At 41.1% G+C, this 26191-nt stretch carries 34 protein-coding genes; 31 read left to right on the top strand and 3 right to left on the bottom strand.

Annotated features, from left to right (window positions below; genetic code table 11):
• The 7 genes from Ga0466249_RS24355 to Ga0466249_RS24325 all read left to right on the top strand — a co-directional run.
• Nucleotides 1-243: hypothetical protein (locus tag Ga0466249_RS24355; protein WP_215832097.1), on the top strand; the 243-nt coding region annotated here is incomplete at its 5' end.
• On the top strand, nt 233-658 hold the full coding sequence (locus Ga0466249_RS24350; protein ID WP_215832096.1) for a VRR-NUC domain-containing protein: 426 nt from the start codon (nt 233-235) through the stop codon (nt 656-658). The genes Ga0466249_RS24355 and Ga0466249_RS24350, both read left to right, overlap by 11 nt.
• A gap of 172 nt (nt 659-830) precedes the next feature.
• Nucleotides 831-2039, top strand: coding sequence for an ATP-dependent DNA helicase (locus Ga0466249_RS24345; RefSeq protein WP_215832095.1), 1209 nt, complete (start codon nt 831-833; stop codon nt 2037-2039).
• 12 nt (nt 2040-2051) lie between these two features.
• Entirely contained in the window at nt 2052-5024 is a 2973-nt protein-coding gene (locus tag Ga0466249_RS24340) for a DUF927 domain-containing protein (RefSeq protein ID WP_215832094.1), read from the top strand.
• Nucleotides 5025-5437: 413 nt separating this feature from the next.
• The gene (locus tag Ga0466249_RS24335) at nt 5438-5812 is read left to right on the top strand and encodes a hypothetical protein (protein ID WP_215832093.1); all 375 of its coding nucleotides are present in this window, start codon (nt 5438-5440) and stop codon (nt 5810-5812) included.
• Nucleotides 5813-5825: 13 nt separating this feature from the next.
• Complete coding sequence (locus Ga0466249_RS24330) at nt 5826-5972, top strand: hypothetical protein (RefSeq protein ID WP_215832092.1); 147 nt, start codon at nt 5826-5828, stop codon at nt 5970-5972.
• Entirely contained in the window at nt 5938-6495 is a 558-nt protein-coding gene (locus tag Ga0466249_RS24325) for a hypothetical protein (RefSeq protein ID WP_215832091.1), read from the top strand. Before Ga0466249_RS24330 ends, Ga0466249_RS24325 begins: the two co-directional genes overlap by 35 nt.
• A gap of 117 nt (nt 6496-6612) precedes the next feature.
• Here Ga0466249_RS24325 and Ga0466249_RS24320 read toward each other — a convergent pair whose 3' ends face one another.
• Nucleotides 6613-6801, bottom strand: a complete 189-nt coding sequence (locus tag Ga0466249_RS24320; protein ID WP_215832090.1) for a hypothetical protein — start codon at nt 6799-6801, stop codon at nt 6613-6615.
• Between the two features lie 107 nt (nt 6802-6908).
• Between Ga0466249_RS24320 and Ga0466249_RS24315 the strand changes: the two genes are divergently transcribed.
• The 18 genes from Ga0466249_RS24315 to Ga0466249_RS24230 all read left to right on the top strand — a co-directional run bounded on the left by Ga0466249_RS24315 (nt 6909) and on the right by Ga0466249_RS24230 (nt 17685).
• Nucleotides 6909-7118, top strand: coding sequence for a hypothetical protein (locus Ga0466249_RS24315; RefSeq protein ID WP_215832089.1), 210 nt, complete (start codon nt 6909-6911; stop codon nt 7116-7118).
• Nucleotides 7119-7245: 127 nt separating this feature from the next.
• Entirely contained in the window at nt 7246-7389 is a 144-nt protein-coding gene (locus tag Ga0466249_RS24310) for a hypothetical protein (RefSeq protein ID WP_215832088.1), read from the top strand.
• Nucleotides 7390-7608: 219 nt separating this feature from the next.
• Nucleotides 7609-7821, top strand: a complete 213-nt coding sequence (locus Ga0466249_RS24305; RefSeq protein ID WP_215832087.1) for a helix-turn-helix transcriptional regulator — start codon at nt 7609-7611, stop codon at nt 7819-7821.
• A 37-nt stretch (nt 7822-7858) separates the two neighbouring features.
• Nucleotides 7859-8059, top strand: coding sequence for a hypothetical protein (locus tag Ga0466249_RS24300; RefSeq protein ID WP_215832086.1), 201 nt, complete (start codon nt 7859-7861; stop codon nt 8057-8059).
• Between the two features lie 2 nt (nt 8060-8061).
• Nucleotides 8062-8253: a hypothetical protein gene (locus tag Ga0466249_RS24295; RefSeq protein WP_215832085.1), complete on the top strand. Its 192-nt coding sequence runs from the start codon at nt 8062-8064 to the stop codon at nt 8251-8253.
• A 152-nt stretch (nt 8254-8405) separates the two neighbouring features.
• Nucleotides 8406-8771 (top strand): hypothetical protein, encoded by a 366-nt coding sequence (locus Ga0466249_RS24290; RefSeq protein ID WP_215832084.1) that lies wholly within the window; start codon nt 8406-8408, stop codon nt 8769-8771.
• Nucleotides 8772-8810: 39 nt separating this feature from the next.
• Complete coding sequence (locus tag Ga0466249_RS24285; protein WP_215832083.1) at nt 8811-10475, top strand: terminase large subunit; 1665 nt, start codon at nt 8811-8813, stop codon at nt 10473-10475.
• 497 nt (nt 10476-10972) lie between these two features.
• Nucleotides 10973-12223, top strand: coding sequence for a phage portal protein (locus Ga0466249_RS24280; RefSeq protein ID WP_246589025.1), 1251 nt, complete (start codon nt 10973-10975; stop codon nt 12221-12223).
• Entirely contained in the window at nt 12204-12893 is a 690-nt protein-coding gene (locus Ga0466249_RS24275; protein ID WP_215832082.1) for a head maturation protease, ClpP-related, read from the top strand. Before Ga0466249_RS24280 ends, Ga0466249_RS24275 begins: the two co-directional genes overlap by 20 nt.
• Nucleotides 12890-14134 (top strand): phage major capsid protein, encoded by a 1245-nt coding sequence (locus tag Ga0466249_RS24270; RefSeq protein WP_215832081.1) that lies wholly within the window; start codon nt 12890-12892, stop codon nt 14132-14134. Before Ga0466249_RS24275 ends, Ga0466249_RS24270 begins: the two co-directional genes overlap by 4 nt.
• The gene (locus Ga0466249_RS24265; protein ID WP_215832098.1) at nt 14110-14400 is read left to right on the top strand and encodes a X2-like carbohydrate binding domain-containing protein; all 291 of its coding nucleotides are present in this window, start codon (nt 14110-14112) and stop codon (nt 14398-14400) included. The genes Ga0466249_RS24270 and Ga0466249_RS24265 overlap by 25 nt, the downstream gene beginning before the upstream one ends.
• Nucleotides 14401-14445: 45 nt before the next feature.
• A complete protein-coding gene (locus tag Ga0466249_RS24260; protein ID WP_215832080.1) occupies nt 14446-14766 on the top strand; it encodes a head-tail connector protein in 321 nt (106 codons plus the stop codon).
• Entirely contained in the window at nt 14763-15101 is a 339-nt protein-coding gene (locus Ga0466249_RS24255; protein WP_215832079.1) for a phage head closure protein, read from the top strand. The genes Ga0466249_RS24260 and Ga0466249_RS24255 overlap by 4 nt, the downstream gene beginning before the upstream one ends.
• A gap of 43 nt (nt 15102-15144) precedes the next feature.
• Entirely contained in the window at nt 15145-15552 is a 408-nt protein-coding gene (locus Ga0466249_RS24250) for an HK97 gp10 family phage protein (protein WP_215832078.1), read from the top strand.
• Nucleotides 15549-15950, top strand: coding sequence for a tail completion protein gp17 (gene gp17, locus Ga0466249_RS24245; protein ID WP_215832077.1), 402 nt, complete (start codon nt 15549-15551; stop codon nt 15948-15950). The genes Ga0466249_RS24250 and gp17 overlap by 4 nt, the downstream gene beginning before the upstream one ends.
• Nucleotides 15951-15954: 4 nt before the next feature.
• Complete coding sequence (locus tag Ga0466249_RS24240) at nt 15955-16935, top strand: phage tail tube protein (RefSeq protein ID WP_215832076.1); 981 nt, start codon at nt 15955-15957, stop codon at nt 16933-16935.
• A gap of 49 nt (nt 16936-16984) precedes the next feature.
• The gene (locus tag Ga0466249_RS24235) at nt 16985-17356 is read left to right on the top strand and encodes a hypothetical protein (protein WP_215832075.1); all 372 of its coding nucleotides are present in this window, start codon (nt 16985-16987) and stop codon (nt 17354-17356) included.
• 53 nt (nt 17357-17409) lie between these two features.
• Entirely contained in the window at nt 17410-17685 is a 276-nt protein-coding gene (locus tag Ga0466249_RS24230) for a hypothetical protein (protein WP_215832074.1), read from the top strand.
• A gap of 22 nt (nt 17686-17707) precedes the next feature.
• On the opposite strand, the gene Ga0466249_RS24225 is transcribed toward Ga0466249_RS24230, so the two are convergent.
• Nucleotides 17708-18202, bottom strand: coding sequence for a hypothetical protein (locus tag Ga0466249_RS24225; protein WP_215832073.1), 495 nt, complete (start codon nt 18200-18202; stop codon nt 17708-17710).
• An 85-nt stretch (nt 18203-18287) separates the two neighbouring features.
• On the opposite strand from Ga0466249_RS24225, the gene Ga0466249_RS24220 reads away from it, so the two are divergent.
• From Ga0466249_RS24220 to Ga0466249_RS24205, 4 genes are read left to right on the top strand one after another with little or no spacing between them, the layout of a single operon-like run.
• Entirely contained in the window at nt 18288-21410 is a 3123-nt protein-coding gene (locus tag Ga0466249_RS24220; RefSeq protein WP_215832072.1) for a tape measure protein, read from the top strand.
• Nucleotides 21379-21783: a hypothetical protein gene (locus Ga0466249_RS24215; RefSeq protein ID WP_215832071.1), complete on the top strand. Its 405-nt coding sequence runs from the start codon at nt 21379-21381 to the stop codon at nt 21781-21783. The genes Ga0466249_RS24220 and Ga0466249_RS24215 overlap by 32 nt, the downstream gene beginning before the upstream one ends.
• Nucleotides 21784-22374 carry a DUF1833 family protein gene (locus Ga0466249_RS24210; RefSeq protein ID WP_215832070.1) on the top strand — a complete coding sequence of 197 codons (591 nt, stop codon included), beginning with the start codon at nt 21784-21786 and terminating at the stop codon, nt 22372-22374.
• Nucleotides 22375-22399: 25 nt separating this feature from the next.
• Nucleotides 22400-22717: a hypothetical protein gene (locus Ga0466249_RS24205; protein ID WP_215832069.1), complete on the top strand. Its 318-nt coding sequence runs from the start codon at nt 22400-22402 to the stop codon at nt 22715-22717.
• Here Ga0466249_RS24205 and Ga0466249_RS24200 read toward each other — a convergent pair.
• Nucleotides 22692-23261, bottom strand: a complete 570-nt coding sequence (locus Ga0466249_RS24200) for a hypothetical protein (protein WP_215832068.1) — start codon at nt 23259-23261, stop codon at nt 22692-22694. The genes Ga0466249_RS24205 and Ga0466249_RS24200 overlap by 26 nt on opposite strands.
• Nucleotides 23262-23314: 53 nt before the next feature.
• Between Ga0466249_RS24200 and Ga0466249_RS24195 the strand changes: the two genes are divergently transcribed.
• Complete coding sequence (locus tag Ga0466249_RS24195) at nt 23315-23698, top strand: C40 family peptidase (protein WP_215832067.1); 384 nt, start codon at nt 23315-23317, stop codon at nt 23696-23698.
• Between the two features lie 4 nt (nt 23699-23702).
• A partial coding sequence (gene gpJ / locus Ga0466249_RS24190; protein ID WP_215832066.1) for a TipJ family phage tail tip protein occupies nt 23703-26191 on the top strand: 2489 nt, incomplete at its 3' end.

Here is a 26191-nt window from a genome sequence, read left to right as displayed (position 1 = left end):
AAAATGATACCTGGATTAATTGTAAATGAGATAAGCAAAGACCTCAAATCGTCAGCAATGCCATCACCAATGGTCCACCTAACACGCAGTACAGCAGAATGCCGCTGCCTCATATGCGGTAAATTTCTTGGATTGCTCACTCATTGCCATGCCGAAAAACACGGCTATAAAAACAAACAGGAAATGATTGATGATGGCAAGATTGAGTTTTTACATAAACGGGGGACACATCATGAAGATTGAAAATGACATACGATCGGAACATAGTATTCAAAATGAAATTCAAGTAGCTATATCTGAAAACAACCTTGGCACACCATTCCGCATTAATGTAGGCTTCGCTTGGACTGGAAACAAAATAATTCATAACGGTGATGGATCTAAGACCATCAAGGACCCGCGCCCGTTTGCAACTTTTGGTGCTCAAACAAAACAGTATAAGGGCTTTTCAGATGTATTTGTTGTCATGCCAACGGTTATTACTCCCGATATGGTTGGTCAAAAAATAGCTAGGATAGGGTTCCTTGAAATTAAAACGAAAACAGGCAGACCAACCAAGGAACAGTTGGATTTTATATCTCTTATGCAATCTAAGGGAGCATCGGCTGGTGTGGCGCGTTCGGTGGAAGATGCCATACAGATATTAAGCGAAAGGTGATGATAGGTAATGACAAGTGAACAAAACGTAATTATTAAAATAAATGGCCGAACTATTAAAGTGCAGTTTAGTCATTGCCAAGATTGCAAATATTTTAGTCCATGTTATCAAGACGGACGAGGCCCGGGATATATTGATCAAGATTGCGTAACAGGACCGGTGGTGAGTAACCATGACTCTCAATAGAATGCAGCAGGTCGGGTTTGAACGTGCTAAAAAATGGTGGATTGATGGCAATGAACAAATTTTTAAAATAGCTGGTTATGCCGGTACCGGAAAAACGTTTTTATCTGCAACTATTGCCACTGAATTAGCCGACAACAATATTGCTTTTTGTGCTTATACCGGTAAAGCTGCTTTGGTCATGCAGCAGCGGGGCATGCCAGCAACAACCATTCACCAGCTGATTTATAATACCGAAGTCAAACAAATTCCGTACCGTGATGATGACGGACGTTTGAAATATAAACGTAAGCTTGTTACCGAGCTCAAAGAAAAACTCGAGCCGAAACCGCAAATTATCCTGGTTGATGAATCCAGTATGGTCGATACAAAAATATTACGTGATTTGCTGTCTTTCGATATCCCGATTATTGCAGTTGGAGATCCGTTCCAACTGCCTCCTGTTAACGGGGATGAATCTGATTTATTGACTGATCCAGATGTAACACTGGAAGAGATCATGCGACAAGACGAAGGCAGCGCCATTGCTTACCTAGCAGAAAAAATTCGTAAATCAAAGCCACTTCGTGAAGATGAAAGTTATCCTGGTTGTATATGGCAGATGCCAAAAGAAATTATCCGGGATGAATATCAAAAAGATATGTTTAAATGGGCGGATCAGATCATTGCCGGAAGAAACAGCACGGTCAACAAAGTAAATCAGCAAGCACGGCAGCACCTTGGATTCGAGGGAGATTTACCAGTCGTAGGGGATAAGCTGATTTGCAAGAAAAACGCATGGGACACAGTTTTATTCGACGGCAAACTTCCAACCGCATTAGTAAATGGATTGATTGGTTATTGCACGCATACAGAGGAACGGGAAAAAATTGAAACAGTGCCCTGGCGTAAAGAACCGATTATTGGTATTGAACATCTTTTAAACTTGCGGCCAGTTTTTGAGGATAAAGCCGAATTCAAGGAACTTAAATATAATCCTGCGTCACTATGGGAGAGCAAGCAGGCCAGAGGCAATATGAAAGGGATTATCTTTCAGTTTGCTTACTGTATTACCTGTCACGCCTCCCAGGGCAGCGAATGGGATAATATTTTGTTATATGACGACAGTTGGCATGACAATAAAGATCCGATGTTTCAGGCACGGTGGAGATATACGGGAATAACGAGAGCAGCCAAAAGGCTTGTCTGGCTACGATAGGTAGTGATTACCATGGACACAATACAATTTCTAAAAACTATATATGAAAACGCTGAAACGGGTTACACCGAGATATTTACATTGCCGTCAGCGATTGGTACCGCTTGTACTGTAGACGATTTGGACAAGGTTACGGCAATATTACCAAACGTTCCAATTGGCCAGAATATTTATTTTACGCCAGGCATTACAGCAGCACCAATCAATAGCAAACCATCAAATGAAAGCATCATTGGCATTCCGGCGCTATGGGTGGATATCGATATTTTCGACCCCAATAATCCCGATACACATGCCAAGAAAAACCTGCCCAAGACGGTTGAGGAAGCTAGAACATTATTACCGTTGCCGCCGTCTTTGATTGTCCATTCTGGTTATGGAATTCACGCCTGGTGGCTCTTACGAGAATGTTGGTATTTTGATACTCCCGAAGAAAAGCAACAAGCACAGGGGCTATCAAATCGTTTACAGGCATGTGTTCGGCAAAGGGCAGCACAGTCTGGTTGGCACCTAGACGCAACGTTTGATTTATCACGTGTTATGCGGCTACCTGGTACTGTAAATTATAAAAATCCGCAACGGCCGATCATGGCCAGCGTGATCGAACAGTCGGACGTCCGATATAACCCGTCTGATTTTGATAGAGTTTTACCGGCTATAGTGGAAACTGCAGCAACAACAGAACGAAGGACAGCAGCATTTGAACGGCGCGAAACTGATGGACCAGCTGAATATATGCTTACAAATTGCATGTTTATGCAGCACTGCCAGTTAAACGCGAAAACGCTGTCATATGGTGAATGGCTGGCCATGATTACAAATTTAGTGCGGGCTATAGATGGTATTGAAGCGGTTCACGCCATGTCAGCGTTAGACCCGAATCGATACAATCAAAGCGACTGTGATAAGAAAATTGATGAAGCCCTAGGATCCATGAATCCTCAAAATTGCGAGTATATCCGAAGTCTTGGTTTTCAAGGCTGTCCAGCAGGAGGTTGCGGAATGGCGGCCCCTTGCGGGTGGTCCCTGGGTAAACTTCCTCAGGCGAAAGCGATTATTCGAGCTATTACGGTACCCACACCGGAAACGGTTTACACTCCCGAAACACTAGGTGCCCTTGCAATTTTACAAAAACAATCACCAGCCGATTATGATATATTTTATCAACGTTGCGGTGGCCAGCTTAATAAAAACACTTTGCGACATGAAATATCTGAATTTCGAAAAACAAATTCCGGTTTTACCGTTCTTGAAGGTGGACAAGCGGATTCGGATCAGCCAGAGTCAGAAGGTGATGGCCGAACGCTAGCTAGTACGGTACCCGATATTCCACTTGATTTAAAACTGCCGGCTGCGTCATCCAATTATTTTATGTGGCAGTTCAATAAAAACGGTGTGTCCATGATCAAAGAAACGGATCGTGGTAAACAAGTTACTAAAGTATCCTATGTGCCAATTTTAATAACAGATCGTATTTATAATATCGATAATGGCCAAGAAAAAGCAGTCGTGGCATTCAAAACGCATCGTAACCAATGGCGAAGTGTTACCTTGCCAAAATCGACTGTATTTGATGCAAAAAAAATCATGTGTCTAGCTGATAACGGTTTGATTATCAATTCCGAAATGGCCAGAGGTTTAACAAAATGGTTATCATCTTTGGAAGCGGCGAATGCCAGCACTATTCCAGACAAGAAAGGTGTGGGGAAATTAGGCTGGCGGGATCATGAGACAAAATTTATTTTTCCTGGACTTGATACCGGTTATACCTTGGATTTAGGTGATACAGGAGCAGATGGAGCAATAGAAGGTTATGGTGTTGCTGGTGATTTAGGTATTTGGATTGAGGCAATGCGTAAACTTCGCACACGACCTAAAGCACGATTTATTTTAGCAGCATCGTTTGCTGCGCCATTACTTAAAATTGTTGGCCAACGAATATTTTGCATTCACAATTGGGGTACCACAGCAGACGGAAAGTCGGCAACGCTATTTGCAGCGTTATCAGCCTGGGGTGATCCGGACAATCTTAAACAGACATTCAACCAAACCAATACTTTTGTTGAACGTACTGCTGAATTATTTACTGACTTACCCTTAGGCGTAAATGAATACGAAGTTTTGACTGATCGCAAAAAGGGTGACCAGGATCAGCTGACTTATATGATTTGTGAAGGCAAGGGTCGCGGCCGAGCTAAGCGGGAAGGCCTGCAAAAAACTTCCCAATGGCGAACCATTGCAATTAGCAACGGTGAAACTCCTCTGACAAGAAACAACAGTCGTGGTGGTGTCATTACCCGTGTACTCGAATTTAACGGGGGACCGCTTGCCGATGATAAAATTTTCGCGTCTGATTTATATCATGTTACGGCCGCAAATCATGGTCATGCAGGCAGATTATTTATTGAAATGTTGTTGAAAGCGAATCACGACGAAATACGAGATTTGTACAATAAAACGCGGTATGCCTTGCGCAATAAATATACGGATAATCTCGAATCACATCTGGATGCAGTGGCCTGTGTGTCAGTAGCCGATTACCTGATTAGCCAGTGGATTTTCGCGGAGGGGAAAGACACCGCCGTCGTCGGCGTGGCAACCATGTCCGATCATATTATTAGTGAGTTAGTTTCAAAATCAGAATCCGACGAATCGGAGCGCGTATGGGAATGGTTACAGGATTGGTTGGCTGCGAATGAAGGGCGATTATCACGGAATTTTAATGCTAATAAAAATCAGATTGTGGCATTAGGATATCATGAAGATGGTTGTATTAATATCATAAAATCAGAATTGATAGCGGCCATGCGTGCCGAGGGATATTCGCCGGAAAAGATATTTCGTGCATGGGCGGATAAAGGAAGAATTGCTTGTAGTTACTTGGGTGGTAAAAAAACATTTGGTATTCGAGGTAAATTAATCAATGGTATTAGACCTTATGTTATTCGAATCAAAGAAGAAGAAAAAGAGATTTCATTGCTTTAACGCACTAAAAAGTTAGACAAGTTAGACAAGGTTAGACAACAGTTAGACAGGCTTAAAGCCTTATAGTATATAGGTTTATATGGTATGTCTAACTTGTCTAACTTATAAACATATAATTACACTGTAAATATACCACCACTACCTTAGTTACCAATAACAGCATAAGTTAACATATTCCAAAGGTGGTAGTGGTGGTATATAAATATATACACACCCTGCGCAAGGTTAGACAAGTTAGACAAAACGCTTGAAATCCTTACGTGGTAAGGGATACAGCGATTTTAAAAGTTAGACAACAGTTAGACAAGCAAGGGGAATGAAATGGCGATGAAGTCAGTAATAACAAGGCTTTGGCAGGTTAGACAAACGTAAATTTGGAAGTTAGACAAACTTTACAATAATTAGGTGATAGCATGGAACTTTACGATTATATCCAGCAATCAATTCAACCTCCACTAGAAAATTCTCTGGGGCGTGTTTATCAAGACCAGTACCCGGAATTAACGAACGATAGCCGACTATGGCTAGAACTGTTCATGATAACGGATAGTCCTGATCATAGGCTGTCAGATCAATTAATGATTATTCGAGCAACAGGGGCCATATTGGTACCAGATCAGCAATGGGGTTATGTTATTCAGCCAGTGATTGATTCAACTGGTCAGAAAGGTTGGCAGTCGCAACAGCAGTATGAGCAGGAACGTCAATACCTGGTACCTTACACGCAAACATTGATTACAGCATTGATGGATTTGCGTAGGGGGTATGAACAGAAATTAATAGTTTGATGAGGTGAACATCATGACAGTAACTGAAATATCCAAGCGGCTTGAGCAAGCTGGATTTGATGATTATGAGATTGATTATTCAGCGGGTACCGTAACAATACATTTCGATTCGAAGGAGGATGAGCATGAACCGCACAGAAATTATTCAGATTGCAAGTGAAGCAGCAGTAAAAGCGGCTTTTGAATATCAAGAAAAACAGAATCAGAAGAAAAGTAAATCGCGTCATGATAAACGGTTGAGAAATACTAAGTTGCTGTTGAAAAATTATCGTTTGCTCAAAGATCACTGTGAAAATGCAGTTTTTGATAAAAAGGAGCTTATTGAAATTTCAGGGGTGAAAATTGTTGACCTGCTAGATTCATTAGACGGGTATGAACGTTCGGACTATATAGAATCAATAAAGAAAAGCGTAAGCAAAACACAAGTTATATTGGCTCATATTGATGCAATGATGAAAATTTACCGTATATATTGCGAAGAATCTGATAAACCGGAGGACTTGCGAAGATACCGGATCATTAGTTCTACATATTTAGAAAATACTAAGCCAGATGATATTTGTAGGGAGGAGGGGATCGACCAAAGAACTTATTATCGTGACAGTCGTGACGGAGTTGAAAAGCTAAGTTCTTTAATATTCGGCATTGACGGGCTGTCGGACGTGTCAAAAAGATGTCAGTGACGTGACAAAACGAATGTGATAAAATGATATTAGTAAAATTAATAAATATCAGAAAGCCGCTTATCATTGATAGGCGGCTTTAATTATACTTTGGTAGGACTGGCATAGGTTATTTGTTTATTCCCTTTTCTTTAATAACTCAGATAAAGAATCAGCACCATTGTCTTTCAAGATATTTTTAAGCTGTTTATCGCTACGGCTAGGAGGAATTTTGTTTCCATATTCTTTTTCCAAAGTTCCTTGTTCTGTATCTCCACGTTTTTTACGGATTTGTCCGTTGTTGTCTCGGCTTCGTTTAATTGTCAATTTCAACACCCCTTAATATGCCAGCCCATATTTATAATACAACTAAAAAGGGAAGCCGTCTCCTTTTATCGAATTGTGTTAGAAAATGGTAAAGGGAGATGTACGTGTTGGACGAAGAATCATTAAAAGAAGAAATAGCTTCATGGGATAAGAATCAGAGAGATCTTTTAATTGCTATTGCAAAAGCGATTAAAAATGAATTTGTACCAGTTACAGATAGCTATTATAATATGTTTAAACACCTTGGAATTTTTACTGAAGATATGCGGTTTAATGATAAAGGACATAAGACATTGCAAATTTTACGAGAACAATAGTTAATATTAGCGTTCCTTCGGGGCGCTTTTATTATCGAAAAATATTTCAAAATAAGTAAATAAAATCCTCTCTATTACTTGACATACATCAAGTAATTTGGTATAATTTAACCATAGAGAGGGGGTGATGATGAATGTGGATTTAAACACTGTAAGGGATGTTGCTACTACGGTAGCCGCCATACTTGCATCGGTCAAAGTAATTGTTGACCTGATGGAAAAATGGCAAAACAAAAACGCTCCCAGCCCTGGTAAGCATCGGAAGCGTTAAAGTGGTAGGGAGGGTAAAACCTCCCTCATCCCTTAAAATTAGTTTACCACATTCGTTGGAAATTATGAAGAAGATATCGACATTTGATTTTATCTTATTGTTTTTGTTTATTGTGTGGGTTTCCGCATTAGATTTTTATCACCTTACTGTGATTGAAGAGGTTGGCTTAGTGGCTACAGTTGTTTATATTATTCTAACCATTGTAAAGGTGATGAAAAAATGAGTTGGGTATTTAAAAATCGCGAAGAACTAGAAAGATTTATGATCGATGAAGTTGTAAATACTGCCGGAGTTATGGAATTGCTGAATTGCTCACGTCAGAATGTGTTTGATCTGATTAGGCGTGGTAAGTTAAAACCAATCAAGGAAACGCCAAAAGAACGATTATTTTTAAAATCTGATATACTTGAACGTATTAAGCCGTCCGAATAGGGCGGTATTTTTTTATGTCTGAAATGAGGTGATAGCCATGGTCAGTCTGCACTGCAACAATACAGCCTGCCATTACAACCTTGAACTTGATTGCACTGCTGGCCATGTCTATTACGTCAATCGGTTGTGTGTGACATTCAGAAATAAACCACGTAATGAGAACTATCGTGAACTGATGAAGGCGGACGTTGGTATTTGTGAACGCAAACATGGGGCTGTGAAACGAAGGGGACGATGAGTATGAGTTGCTACTATAGTAAACAGGAATGGAAAATTGTACAGCAAACACGTGACAGAAACCATTTGGCGATGGTTGCACAACGTCCTGAGAACAGAGATTGCGGCGAGTACGTATCAAAGTTAGAGGCAATGCCGGGGTGGGGTCAAGCACCGCCGTATGGAAGTCGAGAACTAAATAACAATGATTATTGATATCGTTTAAATTGTGTATGATTTCAAACAATTAAGCCATAGCCCCCCCATATCGCGGCTGTGAGGCTTCTGGACCAAGACCGGTGCCCCCCCTTCGAAAAATACACAGGCCGTTCGCGTGAGGGGGTGTAGGTAAAGTGAGGTGATATGTCATGGAAAACGTTGATTTAACCAAAGAGGAAAAAATAAAAAAAGAGATTCGAAGACTAACAAGCTTATTTACAAAGCTAGACGCAAAAACGAAAAAAGCCGTTAAATCGTTGATTGAGAATGCCGCATTCATGGCAGTCACCTTGCAGGACCTACAGGATACGATAAACGAAAAAGGTGTTACAGAAAAATATCAGAACGGCGCCAATCAACACGGTATTAAAAAATCTTCCGAGGTTGAAATTTATAACGCGATGATAAAAAATTATTCCAGCATCATCAAGCAGCTTACCGACTTATTACCGAAGGCAGATTTGGGGCCTCCTCCAAAAGGCAATGGGCTTATGGAATTCATAAAAAGTAAGTGAAAGGGGTGATCCCATTGAGCAATCAGTGGAGTTGATACCATGAATTTTATAACCGAGTATGCTAATGAAATAAAATCAGGGCGGATCATTGTTGGCAACAAAGTCCGCAAAGTATATTTTCATTTGATTGCTGAACTAGACGATCCAGCAAGTGAATGGGAATATGACGAACACTTAGCTGAACATGCAATAAATTTTATTGAACGGTACTGCAAACACTCTAAAGGCAAGCTTGGGGGCAAGCCCCTGCTGCTGGAATTATGGCAAAAAGCCTTGGTTGCTGCAACGTTTGGTGTAGTACATAAAAAAGACCGTACACGCCGCTTTCAGGAAGTCATGCTTGTTGTTGGTCGTAAAAATGGTAAATCGGTGCTTGCTTCAGCGATTGGTTTGTATATGATGATTGCTGATGGTGAGCCAGGGGCCGAGGTATTTGCGGCAGCAACCATGCGTGACCAAGCAAAAATTATATGGTTAGAAGCTAAGAGGATGGTTAATAAATCCCCAGATCTGCGAGATATGATAAAACCGTTAGTTGCAGAACTGGTTGGATATTTTAACGATTCTTTTTTTAAACCCCTTGGCAGTGATTCCGATACACTGGACGGGCTCAATGTTCACTGCGCTTTACTTGATGAGATTCATGCGTGGAAAACAAAAGCACTCTATGACGTTATTTTTGACGGTACGTCAGCACGCGAGCAGCCGTTAATATTCATAACTTCCACGGCCGGCATTATTCGCGAGTCGATATATGATATTAAATACGATGAAGCCGAAAACATGATCAACGGTTTTGATGATCCGAACATTTATAAAAATGAACGGTTCTTCCCTGTTATTTATGAGTTAGACAGCCGTAAAGAATGGACGGATCCTCATTGCTGGGCCAAAGCCAATCCGGGCCTTGGAACCATCAAGCAATTAAAACAGTTGAAGGCTAAAGTCGAGAAGGCACAAGCCAATCCGCGCCTGGTTAGTAATTTGTTATGCAAAGACTTTAATTTGCGGCAAACGTCATCTGAAGCATTTTTGACATTCGAACAGTTGAACAATGAAGCGACATTTGATATTACGCAGTTAAAGCCACGTTATGGTATTGGAGGCGTTGACTTATCAATTACAACAGACTTAACAGCAGCAGCGGTTTTATTTAAGGTCGTCGGTGACGAAACAATTTACTGTAAGCATATGTACTGGCTGCCTGAAGACTTGCTTGAAACCAGAGAACAGGACGACAAAATTCCTTATAGCACATGGCGAGATATGGGGCTTCTGCGTACCACTCCCGGCAACAAAGTAAATTATAAATTTGTCGTGGAATGGTTTATTGAGATGCGAGATGTGTACGACGTTTATATTCCTTGGATCGGGTACGATTATTTTTCAGCAGAATATTTTGTTCAAGATTTAAAAGAACAGTTTGGCGAAGAATGTCCAGAACCAGTTCATCAGGGAGCAAAAACTTTGTCAGGCCCATTGATGTCATTAGCTGCAGACTTAGATGCCAAGAAAATAAATTACGAGAACAATCCGGTGACTAAATGGTGTATGTCAAACGTGGCCGTAACCGAAGATCGTAATGCGAGTAAAATTCCCTGCAAGACAAGCAACCAGCGCCGCCGCATTGATGGATTTGCGGCAATGCTTGACGCTTATGTTGTGCTGGAAAGGCATCTTGAAGATTATACGAACATGATTTGAGGTGTTGACAATGGCACAGGATTTTTCGAAGAAACTGTATAATTCAGCCGCATGGAAAAAATGCCGTACAGCCTACATAAAGTCAGTATTTTGTTTGTGTGAGACTTGTAAAAAACCAACTGGCACGAGCGGAATACTCCATCACAAAATTACTCTCACTGAAGAAAATATTAACGATCCGAATATTACTTTAAATTGGGATCATCTTGAGTACCTTTGCCATTCTTGCCACAACCAAATTCACGCTGACGCTTTGCCCGTCCGCGAAGATGTAAGGTTTGACGAGCATGGAAATTTAGTAAAACGATAGGTGATAAAATGCAACGAATGTTATCGAAGACAGTTGATATTAAGCACACGTGTGGTCACATCGAACGAAAAAGGATTTGCGGATATCCCAATTGCATTGGCAGCTTGAAAAGTCAAATACAGAAGAAAATTTCTTATTATAGTAGTGTTGATTGCCCTAATTGCCAATACAAACAGGAGGTATAAATTTGAATATTTTAAAGAAAGTAACAGGATTTTTCAACCGTTCACCTACTGTTGTTCGATATGAACTGATTACAGACAGAGGTAACGGTTTTTATTCTTGGAACGGTAATTTGTATAAATCAGATATTATTCGAAGCTGTATAAGGCCGTTTTATAAGGCTGTAGGAAAATTGTTGGCAAAGCAAATACGCCAAACGGGTACTGATTTAAAAATTAATCCTGATTTGTATGTACAAGTTTTACTTGAAGAACCGAACCCATATATGACAGGGCAGATGCTACAAGAAAAGCTGGCCACACAATTCAAATTGAATAATAACGCTTTTGCTTATATCAATCGTGATGATTTTGGTTATGCAACTGAGATATATCCCATACCTGCCGTAGCCGTAGAAGCTATTTATGATAAAGATTATATGCTTTATCTTAAATTTACTTTTGCTAATGGAAGAACCGCGACATTTGCCTATGCTGACGTGATCCATCTTCGCCAAGATTATAACAGCAACGATATTTTTGGTGATGGCAATACGGAAGTACTGACTGGCTTGATGGAAATAGTCATAACAATTGATCAAGGTATTGTTAAGGCGATAAAAAACAGTGCAGTAATTAAATGGTTAATGAAATTTAAAACGACAATACGTCCTGAAGATATCCAAGCACAAACTAAAAAATTTGTAGATAACTTTCTTAAAATTGACGCCAATGATGATGCATCGGTGGGAGTTGCAGGAACGGATACGAAGGCCGATGTTGAACAAGTAAAGCCGACTGATTATGTTCCAAATGCTTCACAGATGGACAAGACTGTTCAACGAATTTATAACTATTTCGGTACCAACGAAGATATTATTCAGTCAAAATTTGATGAAGACGGTTGGAATTCGTATTTCGAAGCAGAAATTGAGCCGTTTTCGATGCAGTTATCAAATGAGTTTTCGCGAAAGATATTTTCAAGGCGTGAACGCAGTTTTGGTAATCGAATTATTTTCGAAGCAAATTCGTTGCAGTACGCATCAATGGCAACAAAGTTAAATCTGTTGCAAATGGTTGACAGAAGCGCGCTTACTCCCAATGAATGGCGGTTAGTCATGAACATGGGACCAATACCCGGAGGAGATGTTGCAATTCGACGTCTCGATACGGCTGTTGTAACTGCTCAGTTATCTGAGTTAAAAGAAGTGGTAAACAAACTTGCTGTTATTGTAAATAAGGGAGGTGATACAAATAATGCCCAAAATACAAATTAACGGCGTGATCATCCCAAACAGTTATCAAGATATTTATGATTGGTTTGGTATTGATGCAACAAGCCCCGTCAAGGTTAACGGTGTGCTAAATGGTCTTACTGGTGAGAACGTTGATGTTGAAATTAATAGTCCTGGTGGTGATGTTTTTTCAGGCTCTGAAATTTATACGGCCTTAAAAGCGTATCAAGGCAATGTGACTGTAAAAATTGTTGGAGTTGCCGCAAGTGCTGCAAGTATTATTGCCATGGCCGGAGATAAAGTACTTATTTCACCAACGGCACAGATAATGATTCACAATGTGCAAAGTGGTGCCAGTGGCGATTATAGGGACATGCAGAAACAAGCTGACGTACTTGAAAACTATAATAAGTCGATGGCTAACGCTTATATGCTTAAGACTGGAATGGCTCAAGACAAGCTGCTGGAACTCATGAATCAAGAAACTTGGATGAGCGCACCACAAGCAAAAGAGCTTGGCTTTGCTGACGAAATCATGTTTGATAATGAAAACAAATTGGTTGCGAGTTCTAGTCCAGCAGCTATGTTGCCCCTTGAAGTAATTAACAAGGTTCGCAATTTGTTTCATGACAAGAAAATCAAAGATCAGAAAGAAGCTCTAGCCGAAAAAGAGAGGTTAGAGCTTTTAAAATTGAGGGGGAAAGCAATATGAAAGAAAAGTACATGCAAAAAAGAAATGAATTATTGGCTAAAGCTGAAAGCCTGCTTGGTGAAGGAAAAATTGAGGAAGCAAAAACGGCGCGTGCTGAAATTGAGCAGTTGGATACTGATTTTGAAAATGCTACAAAGGAAATGGCTAATTTGGCGGCTGTAAAAGGTAATCCGGTCGTAGTTGACATTGTTAATAAATCGGTGCCTGTTGTGGATCCGAAACCTGTTAGTAATGCGGCCCCATTGGCTGAAACAAAGCCAGTAAATGAAATGGAAACTTACAGAAATGCATTTGCCAAAAACATGATGGGCATGCCGTTGGCAAAGGAAGAGGCTGAGGTATTTGATCGCATTAATGACGATTTCCGTAACGCGACTCAAACGGCTGCAACTCACACTGTACTGATTCCTGAGACAGTAAAGGCTGGCATCTGGCAAGAAATTGGTGAACAACATCCTATTGTTGGCGATATGGCCATGACATTTGTTAATGGTGATTTAACTATCATCAAAGAAACAACTGCCGGAGATGATGCCGCATGGTACGACGAAGCAACTGCGACCGCCGATAGTGATGTTGGATTTGGCGAATTGAATCTGACTGGCTGCGAGCTGTCGAAAGCAATTACAATTAGCTGGAAATTAAAGAAAATGTCTATTGATTCTTTCCTTGCTTATATCACTACGAAGATTGCTGAAAAGATGGGTAATGCATTGGCAAAGGGTATTGTCGAAGGAAAAGGAAAGCCAGGCGGCAGTGATACATTTAAACCACAGCCGCAAGGTATTGCGGTAGCAATTGAAGCTGAAGCCAGTACGCCACAAGTAGTTACTTACAATACGACAACCGACTTGCTTGATTATGACAAAATGGCTGATGCTATGGCAGTTATTAAATCCGGTTATACAAACGGTGCAGCTATCTATGCTAAAAACACGATGATTTGGGGTACGCTGGCTAAAATGAAAGATGGCGAAGGTCGACCGCTGTTTATTCAGGACATTACTTCCGGTGGTGTTGGCCGTATTTTTGGCTTGGTTGTTAAAGAAGAAGACGGCGTTTCTGCTGATGAAATTTTGATCGGTAATGTTGCCAGAGGTTACACCATGAATGTTAATGAAAACATGACCATGTACATGGAAGATCACATTAAGGCAAGGCAGACTGACTACATGGGTTATTCCATTGTTGACGGTGCCGTGTTAACCACAAAGGCATTTGCGTTAATAAAAAAATCTTAAACGCTGTAACCCCTGAAACGGCTACATTTAGCAAAGCTGCTGCGGCTGATGTAGTGTTTACAGTGTCAAGTAGTGATCCAGCAGCAACGTTGAGTGCTGTTAAAAACGGCGGTTCGGTTGTCAATGCAACAAATTATATTTACGCTAGTGGAGCTTTAACAATCAAGAAAGAATATCTTACTACGCTGACCAATGGTGCTAAGACAATCTCGATTGTCATGACTTCAGGTAGTGATATGACCGTTACAATTACGGTCGGGGATTAATATATGGGGTGGAGAAATCCACCTCATTAATTTTGGGGTGATCGTATGACACTCGACGAAGTAAAATCATATCTCAGAGTCGATGGAACTGACGAGGATGCGGACATAACTGCTCTCATGTCGGCTGCCGCGCTTTACATTACTCAGCAAACAGGTAAAACCCAGCGAGTTACTGGCTACAATTCAGACGGAACAGCCGCTAACGTTGATATAACGACAGACGAGCTGTATAACACATGCAACAAACTTTTAATAGCTCACTGGTATGAGAATAGGGGTGTTGAGGTTGCAGGTAATCTGACGCGAATCACGCACTCTGTTGACGCGATAATCAATCATATTGCTTTGTGTGGTGACTATGTATGATAATCGGCAGAATGAACAAACGGATCAAATTGCAAAAGCCAAATTTAATTCCTGATGGTCGAGGCGGTCAAAAGCCCGCGCCGCCACCAGCACCCGAGTACCTTGACGTTGCAACTGTCTGGGCTGAATTTCGTAATCCGAATTTTAAAGAGCTCTCAGCCATGGGGACAGCAGTAAGTGAAATGAATCAATTAACTTCAATCCGTCGCCGTACTGATATTCAGCGCGGTTGGCGGTTTCTTTATGGGACTAAAAAATTTAATGTTTTGAATACGTTTGAACCTGATCGGGAAACGACGATGATTGTCGCGCGAGATATTACGGTAGGGAAGTGAGGATATGGGGCGAGGGTTTCAGGTAACTTTTAAAGTCCCTGAATTGCAGGATGCCTTAAATAGTATTGACGCTTACGATGGCAAGACAAGGCTGAAGCTTGAAAATACAGTGGCGGATTCAACCAGTAAAATTGGCAAAGACGCAAAAGAATTTGTACCCGTCAGAACAGGAAAAACAAAGAAAAAAATTAGTACCAGTTTTAACAAAAACAAAATGACTGGTACAGTAAGGGCCAAAACACCCTGGGCGCATTTAGTTGAATTTGGAGCAAAAGCAGCAGTTGAAAAACCGAAAAACAAAAAGGCTTTGAAAATTGATCAATTCGGATTACGCCGCTATGCAACAAAGGCAAATATTCCGGTAAGAAAAGCCAAGCCTTTTATGCAAAAAGCATTTGACAAAGAAAAACCTGATTTTATTAAGAATATTAAAGGGGCGGTACAGCCATGATACGCAGATTGCCCATAGATGCCTTGCAAAAGGGAATTTACGACATATTATCAATGAAACAAGATTCTGCTCCTGTGTATGACAATGTACCGAGTGAATCAGATCTACTTTATATTTTATTGAGCGATTATGAGTATGAGTTTATAAATGCCAAAACAATGGATATTTCAGAAATTACTTTTGAAATTGAAATATGGACTGAATACAGGGGCAAATCACAAGTTAACACCATAGCAGAAGAAATTGTTGCTCTTTTAACTGCGTGGCCTATTGATTTATCTGCAAATGGCTTTAAGGTGTTAAGCCAAGATGCCAAGGGTGGCAGGGGATCAAGGCAAGAGGACCTTTTTTATGGAATTGTGAATTTTACAGCTAGAGTACAAAATATAGGAGGTTAAACGAATGGATGAATTCAAGTTCGATTTGCAACGATTTGGGATAACCTTACCGGAAGAACCCGATTCTACAGAAGGTACAGTCGGTAAAGATTATCTAATTTATATCGCCGCGATTAGGGATTCCAAAGAATTTTGGGCATTAATTGGCGGTCAAAAAAGCGGCACTATTGATGAGTCAGCTGATGAAGTGGATGTAACAACCAAAACAACGGGTGGCAATAAGGCGACTCTTCCGGGGCTTACCTCATGGAGCATTGACTTTGATACTGTTGTGGTGTTGCCGGGAAGTAATGACGGAATTGAAGCCTTAAAAATAGCAAAAAGGCAGAAAAAGCTTGTTAAAATAAAAGTAAGATATCCGGACAACTCGTATCAGGTCGGCTGGGCAACCATTACTTCATATAGTATTGAAACTCCTTCAGACGGTGCAGCTACATTAAAAGGGAAATTGAGCGGAAATGGTCCATTATCCAGTGAATCGGTTACTGTATCGACAGCCGATGCGACGGACCAAATATTTTATTTTGATAAAAAATCACTTGCCACTAGCGTTAAGCTTGATGGTGCTGTTGTTGATGCTGCGAGTTATATTGCGACAGCAGAAGGTCAAATCACGTTTAAAGGCACTTACTTTGCCACGCTTCCAGCTGGTGAACATTTGTTTTACGTATATTTATCGACTGGTGGTTATGCGCTGGTTGCTGTTACGATTACAAGTGATGTAACAATCACGCCGACAACAGCAACAATAAGCAAAACGTCTGCTACTGATAAGGCGTTTACTATTGCACCAAGTACGGAAACTGTCAGCAGCGTGAAGAATGGTGTAACTGCATTAACGTCTAGCACAGATTATACTTATTCGTCAGGAACATTGACACTCAAGAGCGCATATTTAGCTGCGTTGTCGACAGGTATTGCAACGTTGACAGTAACCACTGGTTCCGGTGCTTCACTGACAATTACTATCACGGTTACGGCATAAAAAAGGGCGGCTGATTGCCGCCTAATTAAAAATGGGAGGAATATTAATCATGAAAAATAAAATTCCGTTTGAAGCTTTCGGAGAAAAGCAAGAAGTGTGTTTTACAATAACAGGAATTGCAGAATTAGAACGTACAATGGGAAAGTCCGTACAACAGATTATCAGTTCAGGCGATGCTGGAGTTAGCTTTTGTTTGGCAGCATTACCGATTGCTTTAAAACGATTAAACCCACACATCTATTTGAACAAAATAGAAACATTTTTAGAAAATGGCGGTGATATTAACGAACTCGCCGCACCGTTAGTTGCAGCAATAGCTGCTAGTGGAGTTTTAGGTCAAACCTATGTAAAAAACGCTATGGCAATGTATTACCCCGATTTATATAAAGAAGAAAGCGACGAAGAAACAAAAAACGCGTAGAGGGCGGGACTCCCGTCCAAACATTTAGTGAATGGCTTGCATGGGCTGAGGAAATGGCTTATGGACCGTTAGGATTAAAGCCTTGTGAGTTTGAAGAATTACAACCTCATGAGCTTCTGAAAATGTTGGAAGGCTACAATTGGCGTAAAGAACATAGGGAAAACGAATTGGCGTATTTTGTTTGCCAATTGATGAATATTGAAGGAAAAGCTTTGAAAGAAAACATCACTCCAGCAGAATTATTGAAGCCGTTACGAGAACGCGGTAAACCGACTGATGGCAAAAAAGCGGATGCAGAGTATTTAATGAAAAAATTTAAATTGGAATAAAAAATAAGGCGCGTTTTGCGTCTTATTTTTGTTGGTTGTTATTAATGCTTTTTTCATCTTCTGCGGCCACGCTCCATAGGGCATGTAGGGCTTTCTCGTAGTAAGTATACGTATGGGGGATAGACGGGAGTGGGAGCTTTTCTTTTAAAGATGGATGTCTTTGGTACAAAAATTCTAAGTCATCATTGAAAAGAGTCTTATGGTTTTCATAGATGGCATCGTTCCAGATAGTTCGTGTATCGTCATAATCAATAAGCAATACTTTGAATTTTTCTTCGAGATAAGGGTCTTTATCAGTAGTCGGATATTTTTCTTCGTATTTTCTAAAAGCAATTGACGCTTTAGAAACCAAAGAACTATAATCCGTAAAATTAACACCAGCTTCCACGTTATATCTAATATCCTTGATAGAATCCAGCACTTTTTGAGCATCAGCATTACTTTCGTCCGAATAAGCAAATACGGTACTCATTGAAATCAACATTAACATTGAGATCATCAATAATATTTTCTTCACAAATGTCACTCCTTTATCTTCCATTTTATAGAGGTTGTCCAATTTTTTCAACAAAATATTTAATTTTTATGAAAGGAGGTAATCTATGGCTTCTATAGCAGAATTGCTTGTTAAAATAAGTGCTGATTCATCTGATTTACAAAAAGAGATAAAAGCAACACAACGGCAGATGCGGACAGCCTTCGGGAGTGCTGGATTAGGATTAGCCAGTGATGCAGTAACGATTATGGAAGGGTTAGGGGTATCTTTTGCAGCGGCAGGGGCTGAAGCAGTAAAACTTGCAGGTAATATGGAGCAAATGCAGACAGCTTTTAGTACGTTGTTAGGCGGAGCAGATGCAGGTCAAAAAATGACTAACTCACTTGTCGCCCTCGCGGATGTTACACCTTTTACGACCCAAGAGTTAGGGGCAGCAGCTAGGCAAATGCTTGCTTATGGGTTTGCGGCAAAGGATGTGCCAGGCTTATTAGTCAATGTCGGGAATGCCAGCTCGGCGTTAGGCTTGGGGGCTGAAGGTGTACAGAGAATAACTATGGCCTTGGGGCAAATGGGTGCTGCTGGGCAAGTACATGCACAGGACATGATGCAATTGACTTCAGCAGGTGTTAGTGCATGGAAAATGTTAGCCGACGCAACTGGAATGTCGGTGGCACAAGTTAAGGATGCGTCTGAAAAAGGAATGATAGACGCTGCAACAGGCATAAATGCAATTTTAAAGGGCATGAATGACAGGTTTGCTGGCGGCATGGAAGCACAGGCTAAAACAATGCTTGGCGCGTGGAGCAATTTTAAAGATGGATTCGAGAATATGATGGCTGGGATAGGCGGAAAGGTTGCCAGCGGCTTAAATTTAACGAGCATGTTTACAGGTTCTGGTCAATGGATGGCAAGTTTTGCGGCATCATTACAGCAAGTTAAAGACGATGAGGGGAACGTGACACGGGAAGCTTTAACACTTTCTGAGGCCATGAAACAGTTTATACCGCCCGAGGCAATAGCTGCTGTTACCGTTCTTGGCGGAATTTTGACTGCCGTTGCTATTCCAGCTCTCGTAGGTATGGCGTCGGCAGCTGTTTTGGCTCTTGCACCATTTGCGGAGCTCATAGCTGTTGGGGTTTTATTAGGGGCAGCAGCTTTTGAAATATATAATAATTGGGGTTCGTTGGGATCTTTATTCACACAGATATTCGATCTTATCGGGGTTCTAGCTGAAGGCGCAGTAGATTTTGTTGTGTGGAACTTTACAGAAGGTGCCGATAAGGTTGGGGAAGTATTCACGCTGATGAGTGATGTGGTTAGCGGAGTATTTGACTTTATTGGTGGGCTTGCTGAATTTATATGGAATGCTCTTTCAGAAGGCGTTTCTGGTTTCGGCAATGTTTGTAGTAGTGTATGGTCAGCGGTAGCAGGATTTTTTCAAGAACATTTTAGTGGTATATACAGCTTTGGAGTTAGTATTTTTAATAGCCTATCAAATGTTGTAGGAGAATTTGCTAATTGGGTAGCACAGAAATTATCCGGCGTTTTAAGTTTCGCCAGCAAGGTATATAACGCAGTGGCAGGAGTAATAGGTGCTGTCCAAAATGCTAATTGGGGTAATGTTAAACTTGGGTTTGATTTTCCTGATTTGGGCAGTACAGTTGCAAGTTTTTTACCAAGTCGTAGTGTTGCACCTGTTACGAATGCAGACATGAGTAACTTTGGCGCGGGTGATCCAAAGGCGGCTAAAGAAAAGGCTGGTAAAAAAGGAAAAAAAGAACCTAAGAGCCAAGAAGAAAAAGATGCTGAAAAGGCCTATAAAAAAGAAATATCCGATGCTAATAATTTTGCCAAAAAGCTTAACAAAGATTATAAGAAAATGTTTGATGAAAAAACAGTTATTAGTAAAATTGCACATCAACAGGATTTAGATGATTTAGAAAAGTGGCATAACGATGGTTTAGTTAGTGATGAAGATTTTGAGAAAGATAAAATCAAGTTGCAGCGTAAATATACAATTGATCTTATGGTTGAAGCTCAGAAACAGCAGGATATTACACGAGGATATGCAAAAGATGCAAAGTCGTTGTTTGATTCTTTGTTAGATTTACAAGATACAAATCTAACAGGTGCTGCCGCTGCAGCAGAAAGCTTTCAACGAGCTTGGAAAAAGGCACTTTCAGATGTTGATGATAAAGTTGATGATCTTGTATCAAAGTTAAATACTATTAGTAATCCTGATGAACGGAGTGCTAAAGCAAAAGCTTATGGATTAGCGGACAAACCAGAAGGGCAAGCATATACAAGGGAAGATTTAGCGAAAGTATATACAGACAAGGCAAAGGCCGCTATAAATAAGCTATATACGGATACTAAGGCTATGGATAATGCTTATAACCAAGGGCATATTGCTGAGTATCAGAGTATGCTTGATAAAGAGTCGAATTTAGAAGCAAAAAAAATATCCGGCCAGAAAGCCTACATGGATGAACTAAAAGATCTTTGGAATAAAACCAACCACACAATCTACGACGACACCGCCACACTCATGAGCGACGTTTCCAGCGATCTAACGAGTGTATTTGAAAAGTTCGCTCACGGTACAGCTTCGGCCATTGATGTATTTCATTCGTTTGCTCAGTCAGTTATTGATAGCATTATTAAAATTCAGGCACAGGCCGCTGCGGCGAGTATTACGAGTAGCCTTGGTAATATATTCGGTGCAGTGACAGGCGGTAGTTCTGGATACGATATGAGTTTTGGCATAGGTTCAGCAGCCGCACTATTCAAGGCGGATGGTGGCATGATATCCGGTCCCGGCACAGGGACTTCCGATAGCATTTTATCCTGGCTAAGCGCGGGGGAGCATGTTATGAAGGCGTCATCTGTTAGTTCAATAGGTCCTAGTAATTTAGAGTACATGAATCGGACTGGTAAACTTCCCGGCTTTGCGACTGGTGGCCTCGTCACAGGTCCATCACTATCAAGCATGAGCAGTTATAGCGGCGCAACAGTGCAATCCGGCGGGCAGGTAAACGTTTCAGGCAGCGGCGGTGTCTCAGTGATAGTAAATAACAACGGTCAGCCCGTTACTGCAACAGCGAAGGATAATGGAATAAATTCAGCTGGCGTGAGAGAAATAATCGTTGATCTGGCAACAGAGGGAGTGTTAAATAAATTAGCAAGCAATCGTAGTTATGCAAATAACGTTAAAATGGCGATGGGGTGATAATATGTTACCTGTTTTTCCTGTCGATTTTCCACAGCCAATAGTTCCCGAAACGGAGTCCGGCAGTTTCAAGGAAGACTTCCCCGACTCAACGGTTTCTAGTACAACTGATGCCAAATACAAAGTAACTCGTCCACGTGCAACCAGGATGTCCGGCACGTGGACTTATTTATTCCGCGGAGTTTCAGCTGCCGATTATGCGACGTTAATAAATTTCTGGAATTCTGTAAGCGGAACAGCCGGAATGTTTTTATGGACACCGTGGTTCAGCGCGATCAGAACGGAGCAGATAACCGTTCGATTTACTGCGAAGGGAGATTGGCAGTCGTACAACGAGGGATATCGTGGGACGATTAGTCTGGAGGAAGTTTAAATGAGTATATGGTCAGCTGCAGGGATATTTGAAAAGAATAAATTAGCCAATGATAAGCCGTTCTTGATTTTTGTTGAACTGATTGTAAAAGGTATTGCAGAGCCGATCCGGCTTGTGAGAGACAATGCCGATCAAACTTGGCAAGGACAATTATGGCAACGGTTTCCGATTGACTTCGACCAATTAAAAGATAACGGTTCAGAAATCCCGTCCGTTGCTCTGAAAGTAAGCAATGTAGGCGGAATAGTACAGAGCTACGTTCAGCAATACAACGGTTTCGCTGATGCTGCTGTAAAAATAGCGATTGCTCATGCCGCACATTTGGACAATCCAATTCCTGAAATCGAAGTTGATTTTGTTATAACGAAAACGTCATATACGGAGGAATGGATAACGTTTCAGATTGGCGCGTCAGGTGATCAAAAATTCAGGTTCCCATTCTGGCGGTATATGACAAATTTTTGTTCGTATCATTTTAAAGACATTCAGTGTGGATATAACGGCACGCTGGCGGAATGTGATGGGACGCTGACAACGTGCCGAATACCGAAGCGGTTTGGCGGGGAGCCGGGGATACCTACGGGAACGTAATTTAATAGAAAGCAAGGCGAAAAGGATGAAATTACCAGATCCGAACAAGCCAATTGATAATCCATTAACAATCGACGAGTGCCTTAATCTTATGGAAAAAGAAACTGCCGATTTTGAGCGCCAACTCAAGAAAAGGCAGCTGAGAATTATTATGAAATTAGCACAGAAAGTGACTGAATGTGACTCAGACAAAATAACTAGGAAGATTGCCAATTCAGCAATCGATATCATTAATACAAGGCTTCATGGAGTAGAAAGTATATCGGGTGATTGGCATCATATTGAACATCAATTGTATTTTGAATTGTTGAAAGAGATTACGAGTGAGTCAAATACTGAATAATTATAGGAACGATACTTGAACTTAACCATGAACAACTTTCAATTTTATCATTGATTTTTGACAAAATGCCTTTTTCTAATGGCTGATTCGAAGACAATCGATCTTGCAAATTCTTAAGTATGGCCAAGATTTCATTTTTCTCGACTTGATTTGAAAAATTCTGTTCGATCAATGACTTCAATTCATCGAAAGATGCTCCGATGTTAATTATATTGTCATGAGCGTGATCTCCAATAATACTATTATTAGCCACACCAACGTGATATGTATTTTGTTGGATAACCGGTTTTTCTATAATATTTTCTAGACGTTTGATACCAGTTGAAGTCAAAGCATAACTAATAGGCCTATCTTTGCTACCACCTTTTTTTATGATCCATCCCTCATCTTCAATGAAATTAAAATTTCTTACCATTTCATTATAATCATCATGTTCCATGGCCTCACACATACTTCGAGACAAGGTATAGGTATTTAAATTCTTTTCCAGTAAAATCTTATGCATTTGTTTTAATTGCTTTAACGCATTATCGTATTCTGACATCAAAAATCACCTCCCCTCAACAAACAACAATTCGACAGGAGGTAACAATTACCTTGGAAAATTTTGACGATTTAATTAGCTTGCCATTCGCTGATGGTGGCAGGGGCCCTTTCGTTTACGACTGCTGGGGATTAGTCCGGGAAGTATATCGCCGTTATGGCGTAAACCTCCCGGACTATCCTATTTCAGCCATGGACGCTGTAAAAATTGGTGAGCAAATGACACAGGATAGACCTGAATGGGTTGAAATTAACGGGCCTATACAAACGCCTTGCCTCGTAGTTATACGGCTGGCGTGTGGTTCATGGGCCAATCATGTCGGCGTTTATATTGGTGATGGACAGTTTATTCACGCATACCGCACCACAGGCGTAGCCGTTGACAAAATAAAAAAATGGCGAAGCTCAATAGTTGGTTTCTACATCCCAAGGGGGTGATTAATTGTTAGAAATCGTAAAACTGAAAAACCCGTTTGACCGAACGCGCCGGGAAACTGAACGCGTTATTTTTGTGCCTGGGCAGGTATTGACTGAGTATGTACCCGATCAGGAAGTTGAATTTATATTGAACGGAAACCTCGTTGAATATCCGAATTTGACGTTTCCTTTGGATGGAGATCAGGTTATTGTTTTACCTCATGTCGGCAGCGGGGCGATAAAAAGCATTGTTGGTACGATTGCATCAATCGCGCTCATGGGGCTTGCGAGTGGCATTGCAACTGGTGGAATATGGGGGATAGCCGGGAAAACGCTTGGCTCCTATCTCGCTGCTGGTGCCGTTATGTATATTGGTGGTCGGATCATCAATGCTGTTGTTCCTGTAAATCAAAAAACAGCTTCGAATGATAACTCTTCTTCCCAAACCTATGGATGGGATGCTGTTACACCGATCACGGGCGAAGGCGGAATAGTTGGCATTACTTACGGCGAGTGTATCCCGGCACCGCAATTACTTGAAAAGCATGTCGAGACAGTCAATGGCAAGCAATACCTGAATCTGCTGTATTGCGGCGGTATGGGGCCAGTAGATAGCATATCTGATATAAAAATTGGCAGCACAGCAATTGAAAATTTTTCAGACGTGCAGATTGAAACGCGGCTAGGCACCAATGATCAGGAGCCTATTTCATTTTTCACCGACACGCCACTTGATCAAGCTGTTGGATTGGAACTTACGGAATCGGGATTAATCCAAACGAGCGATAGCCATGTTGCTACTGGCTTGGAAGTGACGGTAGAATTTCCAGGCGGTCTGTATCATCTCAAAGATGATGGTGGATTGGAAAATGCTACGGTTGAGTTGGCTTTGCAATACCGCAAGACAGGAACAACGGAGTGGAAAGGATTCGCAGCAGGAATTACATCCAGCACAGTGCCGAATGCAACCTGCTCACCAAACGCGCCGGCTGAAACATGGACAATTGCGGTAGTAGATGATTCTAACACGATTTCTGTAATTGGATCAGTATCAGGTCGGAAAGGTGACGCTGCATTTGGAGTTCCATACGACAATGGGTTTGTCCAATTTACTTTGCAAAACTTTAGCGGGTGGGCAACTCTCTTCAAATTTCGTACGCAAACAATAAAAATAGAAGATGGTTCTTTTTCGATTACCGCCGCGCAAAATACAGCGGTGAGGCAATCTAAAAGAATCGATGGTTTAGATTCTGGCCAATACGATGTTAAAGTCGTGGTTGCTTCTAGGCAAACTGGAACAAGGTATGGGACCTCTGTTTCGTGGTCAATATTGTCATCTTACAGTCCTGGTCAATACTGTCGCCCAAATAAAGTTTTAATAGGGTTACGGATACTGGCAACAAATCAATTGTCAAGCGGCGTGCCCGATGTGTCATGGCGCCAAACTAGAAATACGGTCTATGTGTGGAATCCCGAAACATCGGCGTATGAAACACGGTCTGCTAGAAATCCAATATGGGCAGCCTATGATATTTATCATCAGTGCCGATATCTAAAAAATATCAATACAGGACTATATGAATATACCGTCTTTGGTGTTGATCATTCGCGGCTTGATCCGTATTGGGATGAATGGTCCACTGAAGCAGCCGCTTATTCGGATGATCAAGTCGTTGGCATTGACGGTACAACATTGGAAAACCGCTTTGAATTTGATTATTTTTATGATACTGAAATGACGCGTTACGCAGCAGCACAACGGGCCGCGACTGTCGGGCATGCGACGATTATGTTACGTGGTAATAATATTGGCATTAAAGTTGATAAACCTGGGCAAATGGTCCAGATATTTGGTGAAGGCCGCACAACCATGTCATCATTGCAGGGGAATTTCACGGGCACAGAGGATAGGGCCAGAGCCGTTGAAGTGGTGTATTCCGAAACGGGTAATGACTTCAAGAATACTCAATTTTTAGTGAGGTCGCCACAATGGAATACCTTTGAAGGTGTGCAGGATAATCCCGCAAAGCTTGAACTGTATGGCGTTAAACGTCGCTCTCAGGCACAGCGCGAAGGTATGTATACGCTTGCCAATAATTTGGAAGTAACACAGTTTATTGATATTAATACCGATATTGACGCGTTGGTGTGCGAATACGGCAGCATTGTGGGATTAAATCATACCGTTCCTAAGATTGGCGTTGCATCCGGCAGGATCGTTGGAGCAACAACAAATACCGTTCAGATTGATAAAACAGTGCCATTGCTGGCAGGACTTACATATCAAATCATTTTGCAATTGTCAGCGGATGATTTACTGGTCACAAAGAATGTCGTAACTGTTACGCAAGACACCGAAACTGATACATTGACAGTGACGGAGCCATTTGATGTTTTACCTCAACGATTCGATAATTATGCTTTTGGTGAAACGGATAAAGCAGTAAAAAAATTCCGCCTCGTTGGTGTTGAAAGAGACGGCGATTTGAAATGTAAATTAAATCTTGCTGAATA

This window comes from Pelorhabdus rhamnosifermentans, from assembly GCF_018835585.1.
GTDB classification, from domain to species: Bacteria; Bacillota; Negativicutes; order UMGS1260; family UMGS1260; genus Pelorhabdus; species Pelorhabdus rhamnosifermentans.
This window is presented reverse-complemented; position numbering and strand designations above follow the sequence as displayed.

Bases quoted from the DNA above. Each gene is read 5' to 3' on its own strand.
- Ga0466249_RS24350 (WP_215832096.1), top strand. From the start codon at position 233: ATGAAGATTGAAAATGACATACGATCGGAACATAGTATTCAAAATGAA.
- Ga0466249_RS24345 (WP_215832095.1), top strand. From the start codon at position 831: ATGACTCTCAATAGAATGCAGCAGGTCGGGTTTGAACGTGCTAAAAAA.
- Ga0466249_RS24340 (WP_215832094.1), top strand. From the start codon at position 2,052: ATGGACACAATACAATTTCTAAAAACTATATATGAAAACGCTGAAACG.
- Ga0466249_RS24335 (WP_215832093.1), top strand. From the start codon at position 5,438: ATGGAACTTTACGATTATATCCAGCAATCAATTCAACCTCCACTAGAA.
- Ga0466249_RS24330 (WP_215832092.1), top strand. From the start codon at position 5,826: ATGACAGTAACTGAAATATCCAAGCGGCTTGAGCAAGCTGGATTTGAT.
- Ga0466249_RS24325 (WP_215832091.1), top strand. From the start codon at position 5,938: ATGAACCGCACAGAAATTATTCAGATTGCAAGTGAAGCAGCAGTAAAA.
- Ga0466249_RS24310 (WP_215832088.1), top strand. From the start codon at position 7,246: ATGATGAATGTGGATTTAAACACTGTAAGGGATGTTGCTACTACGGTA.
- Ga0466249_RS24305 (WP_215832087.1), top strand. From the start codon at position 7,609: ATGAGTTGGGTATTTAAAAATCGCGAAGAACTAGAAAGATTTATGATC.
- Ga0466249_RS24300 (WP_215832086.1), top strand. From the start codon at position 7,859: ATGGTCAGTCTGCACTGCAACAATACAGCCTGCCATTACAACCTTGAA.
- Ga0466249_RS24295 (WP_215832085.1), top strand. From the start codon at position 8,062: ATGAGTTGCTACTATAGTAAACAGGAATGGAAAATTGTACAGCAAACA.
- Ga0466249_RS24290 (WP_215832084.1), top strand. From the start codon at position 8,406: ATGGAAAACGTTGATTTAACCAAAGAGGAAAAAATAAAAAAAGAGATT.
- Ga0466249_RS24285 (WP_215832083.1), top strand. From the start codon at position 8,811: ATGAATTTTATAACCGAGTATGCTAATGAAATAAAATCAGGGCGGATC.
- Ga0466249_RS24275 (WP_215832082.1), top strand. From the start codon at position 12,204: ATGCCCAAAATACAAATTAACGGCGTGATCATCCCAAACAGTTATCAA.
- Ga0466249_RS24270 (WP_215832081.1), top strand. From the start codon at position 12,890: ATGAAAGAAAAGTACATGCAAAAAAGAAATGAATTATTGGCTAAAGCT.
- Ga0466249_RS24260 (WP_215832080.1), top strand. From the start codon at position 14,446: ATGACACTCGACGAAGTAAAATCATATCTCAGAGTCGATGGAACTGAC.
- Ga0466249_RS24255 (WP_215832079.1), top strand. From the start codon at position 14,763: ATGATAATCGGCAGAATGAACAAACGGATCAAATTGCAAAAGCCAAAT.
- gp17 (WP_215832077.1), top strand. From the start codon at position 15,549: ATGATACGCAGATTGCCCATAGATGCCTTGCAAAAGGGAATTTACGAC.
- Ga0466249_RS24240 (WP_215832076.1), top strand. From the start codon at position 15,955: ATGGATGAATTCAAGTTCGATTTGCAACGATTTGGGATAACCTTACCG.
- Ga0466249_RS24235 (WP_215832075.1), top strand. From the start codon at position 16,985: ATGAAAAATAAAATTCCGTTTGAAGCTTTCGGAGAAAAGCAAGAAGTG.
- Ga0466249_RS24230 (WP_215832074.1), top strand. From the start codon at position 17,410: ATGGCTTATGGACCGTTAGGATTAAAGCCTTGTGAGTTTGAAGAATTA.
- Ga0466249_RS24220 (WP_215832072.1), top strand. From the start codon at position 18,288: ATGGCTTCTATAGCAGAATTGCTTGTTAAAATAAGTGCTGATTCATCT.
- Ga0466249_RS24215 (WP_215832071.1), top strand. From the start codon at position 21,379: ATGCAAATAACGTTAAAATGGCGATGGGGTGATAATATGTTACCTGTT.
- Ga0466249_RS24210 (WP_215832070.1), top strand. From the start codon at position 21,784: ATGAGTATATGGTCAGCTGCAGGGATATTTGAAAAGAATAAATTAGCC.
- Ga0466249_RS24205 (WP_215832069.1), top strand. From the start codon at position 22,400: ATGAAATTACCAGATCCGAACAAGCCAATTGATAATCCATTAACAATC.
- Ga0466249_RS24200 (WP_215832068.1), bottom strand. From the start codon at position 23,261: ATGTCAGAATACGATAATGCGTTAAAGCAATTAAAACAAATGCATAAG.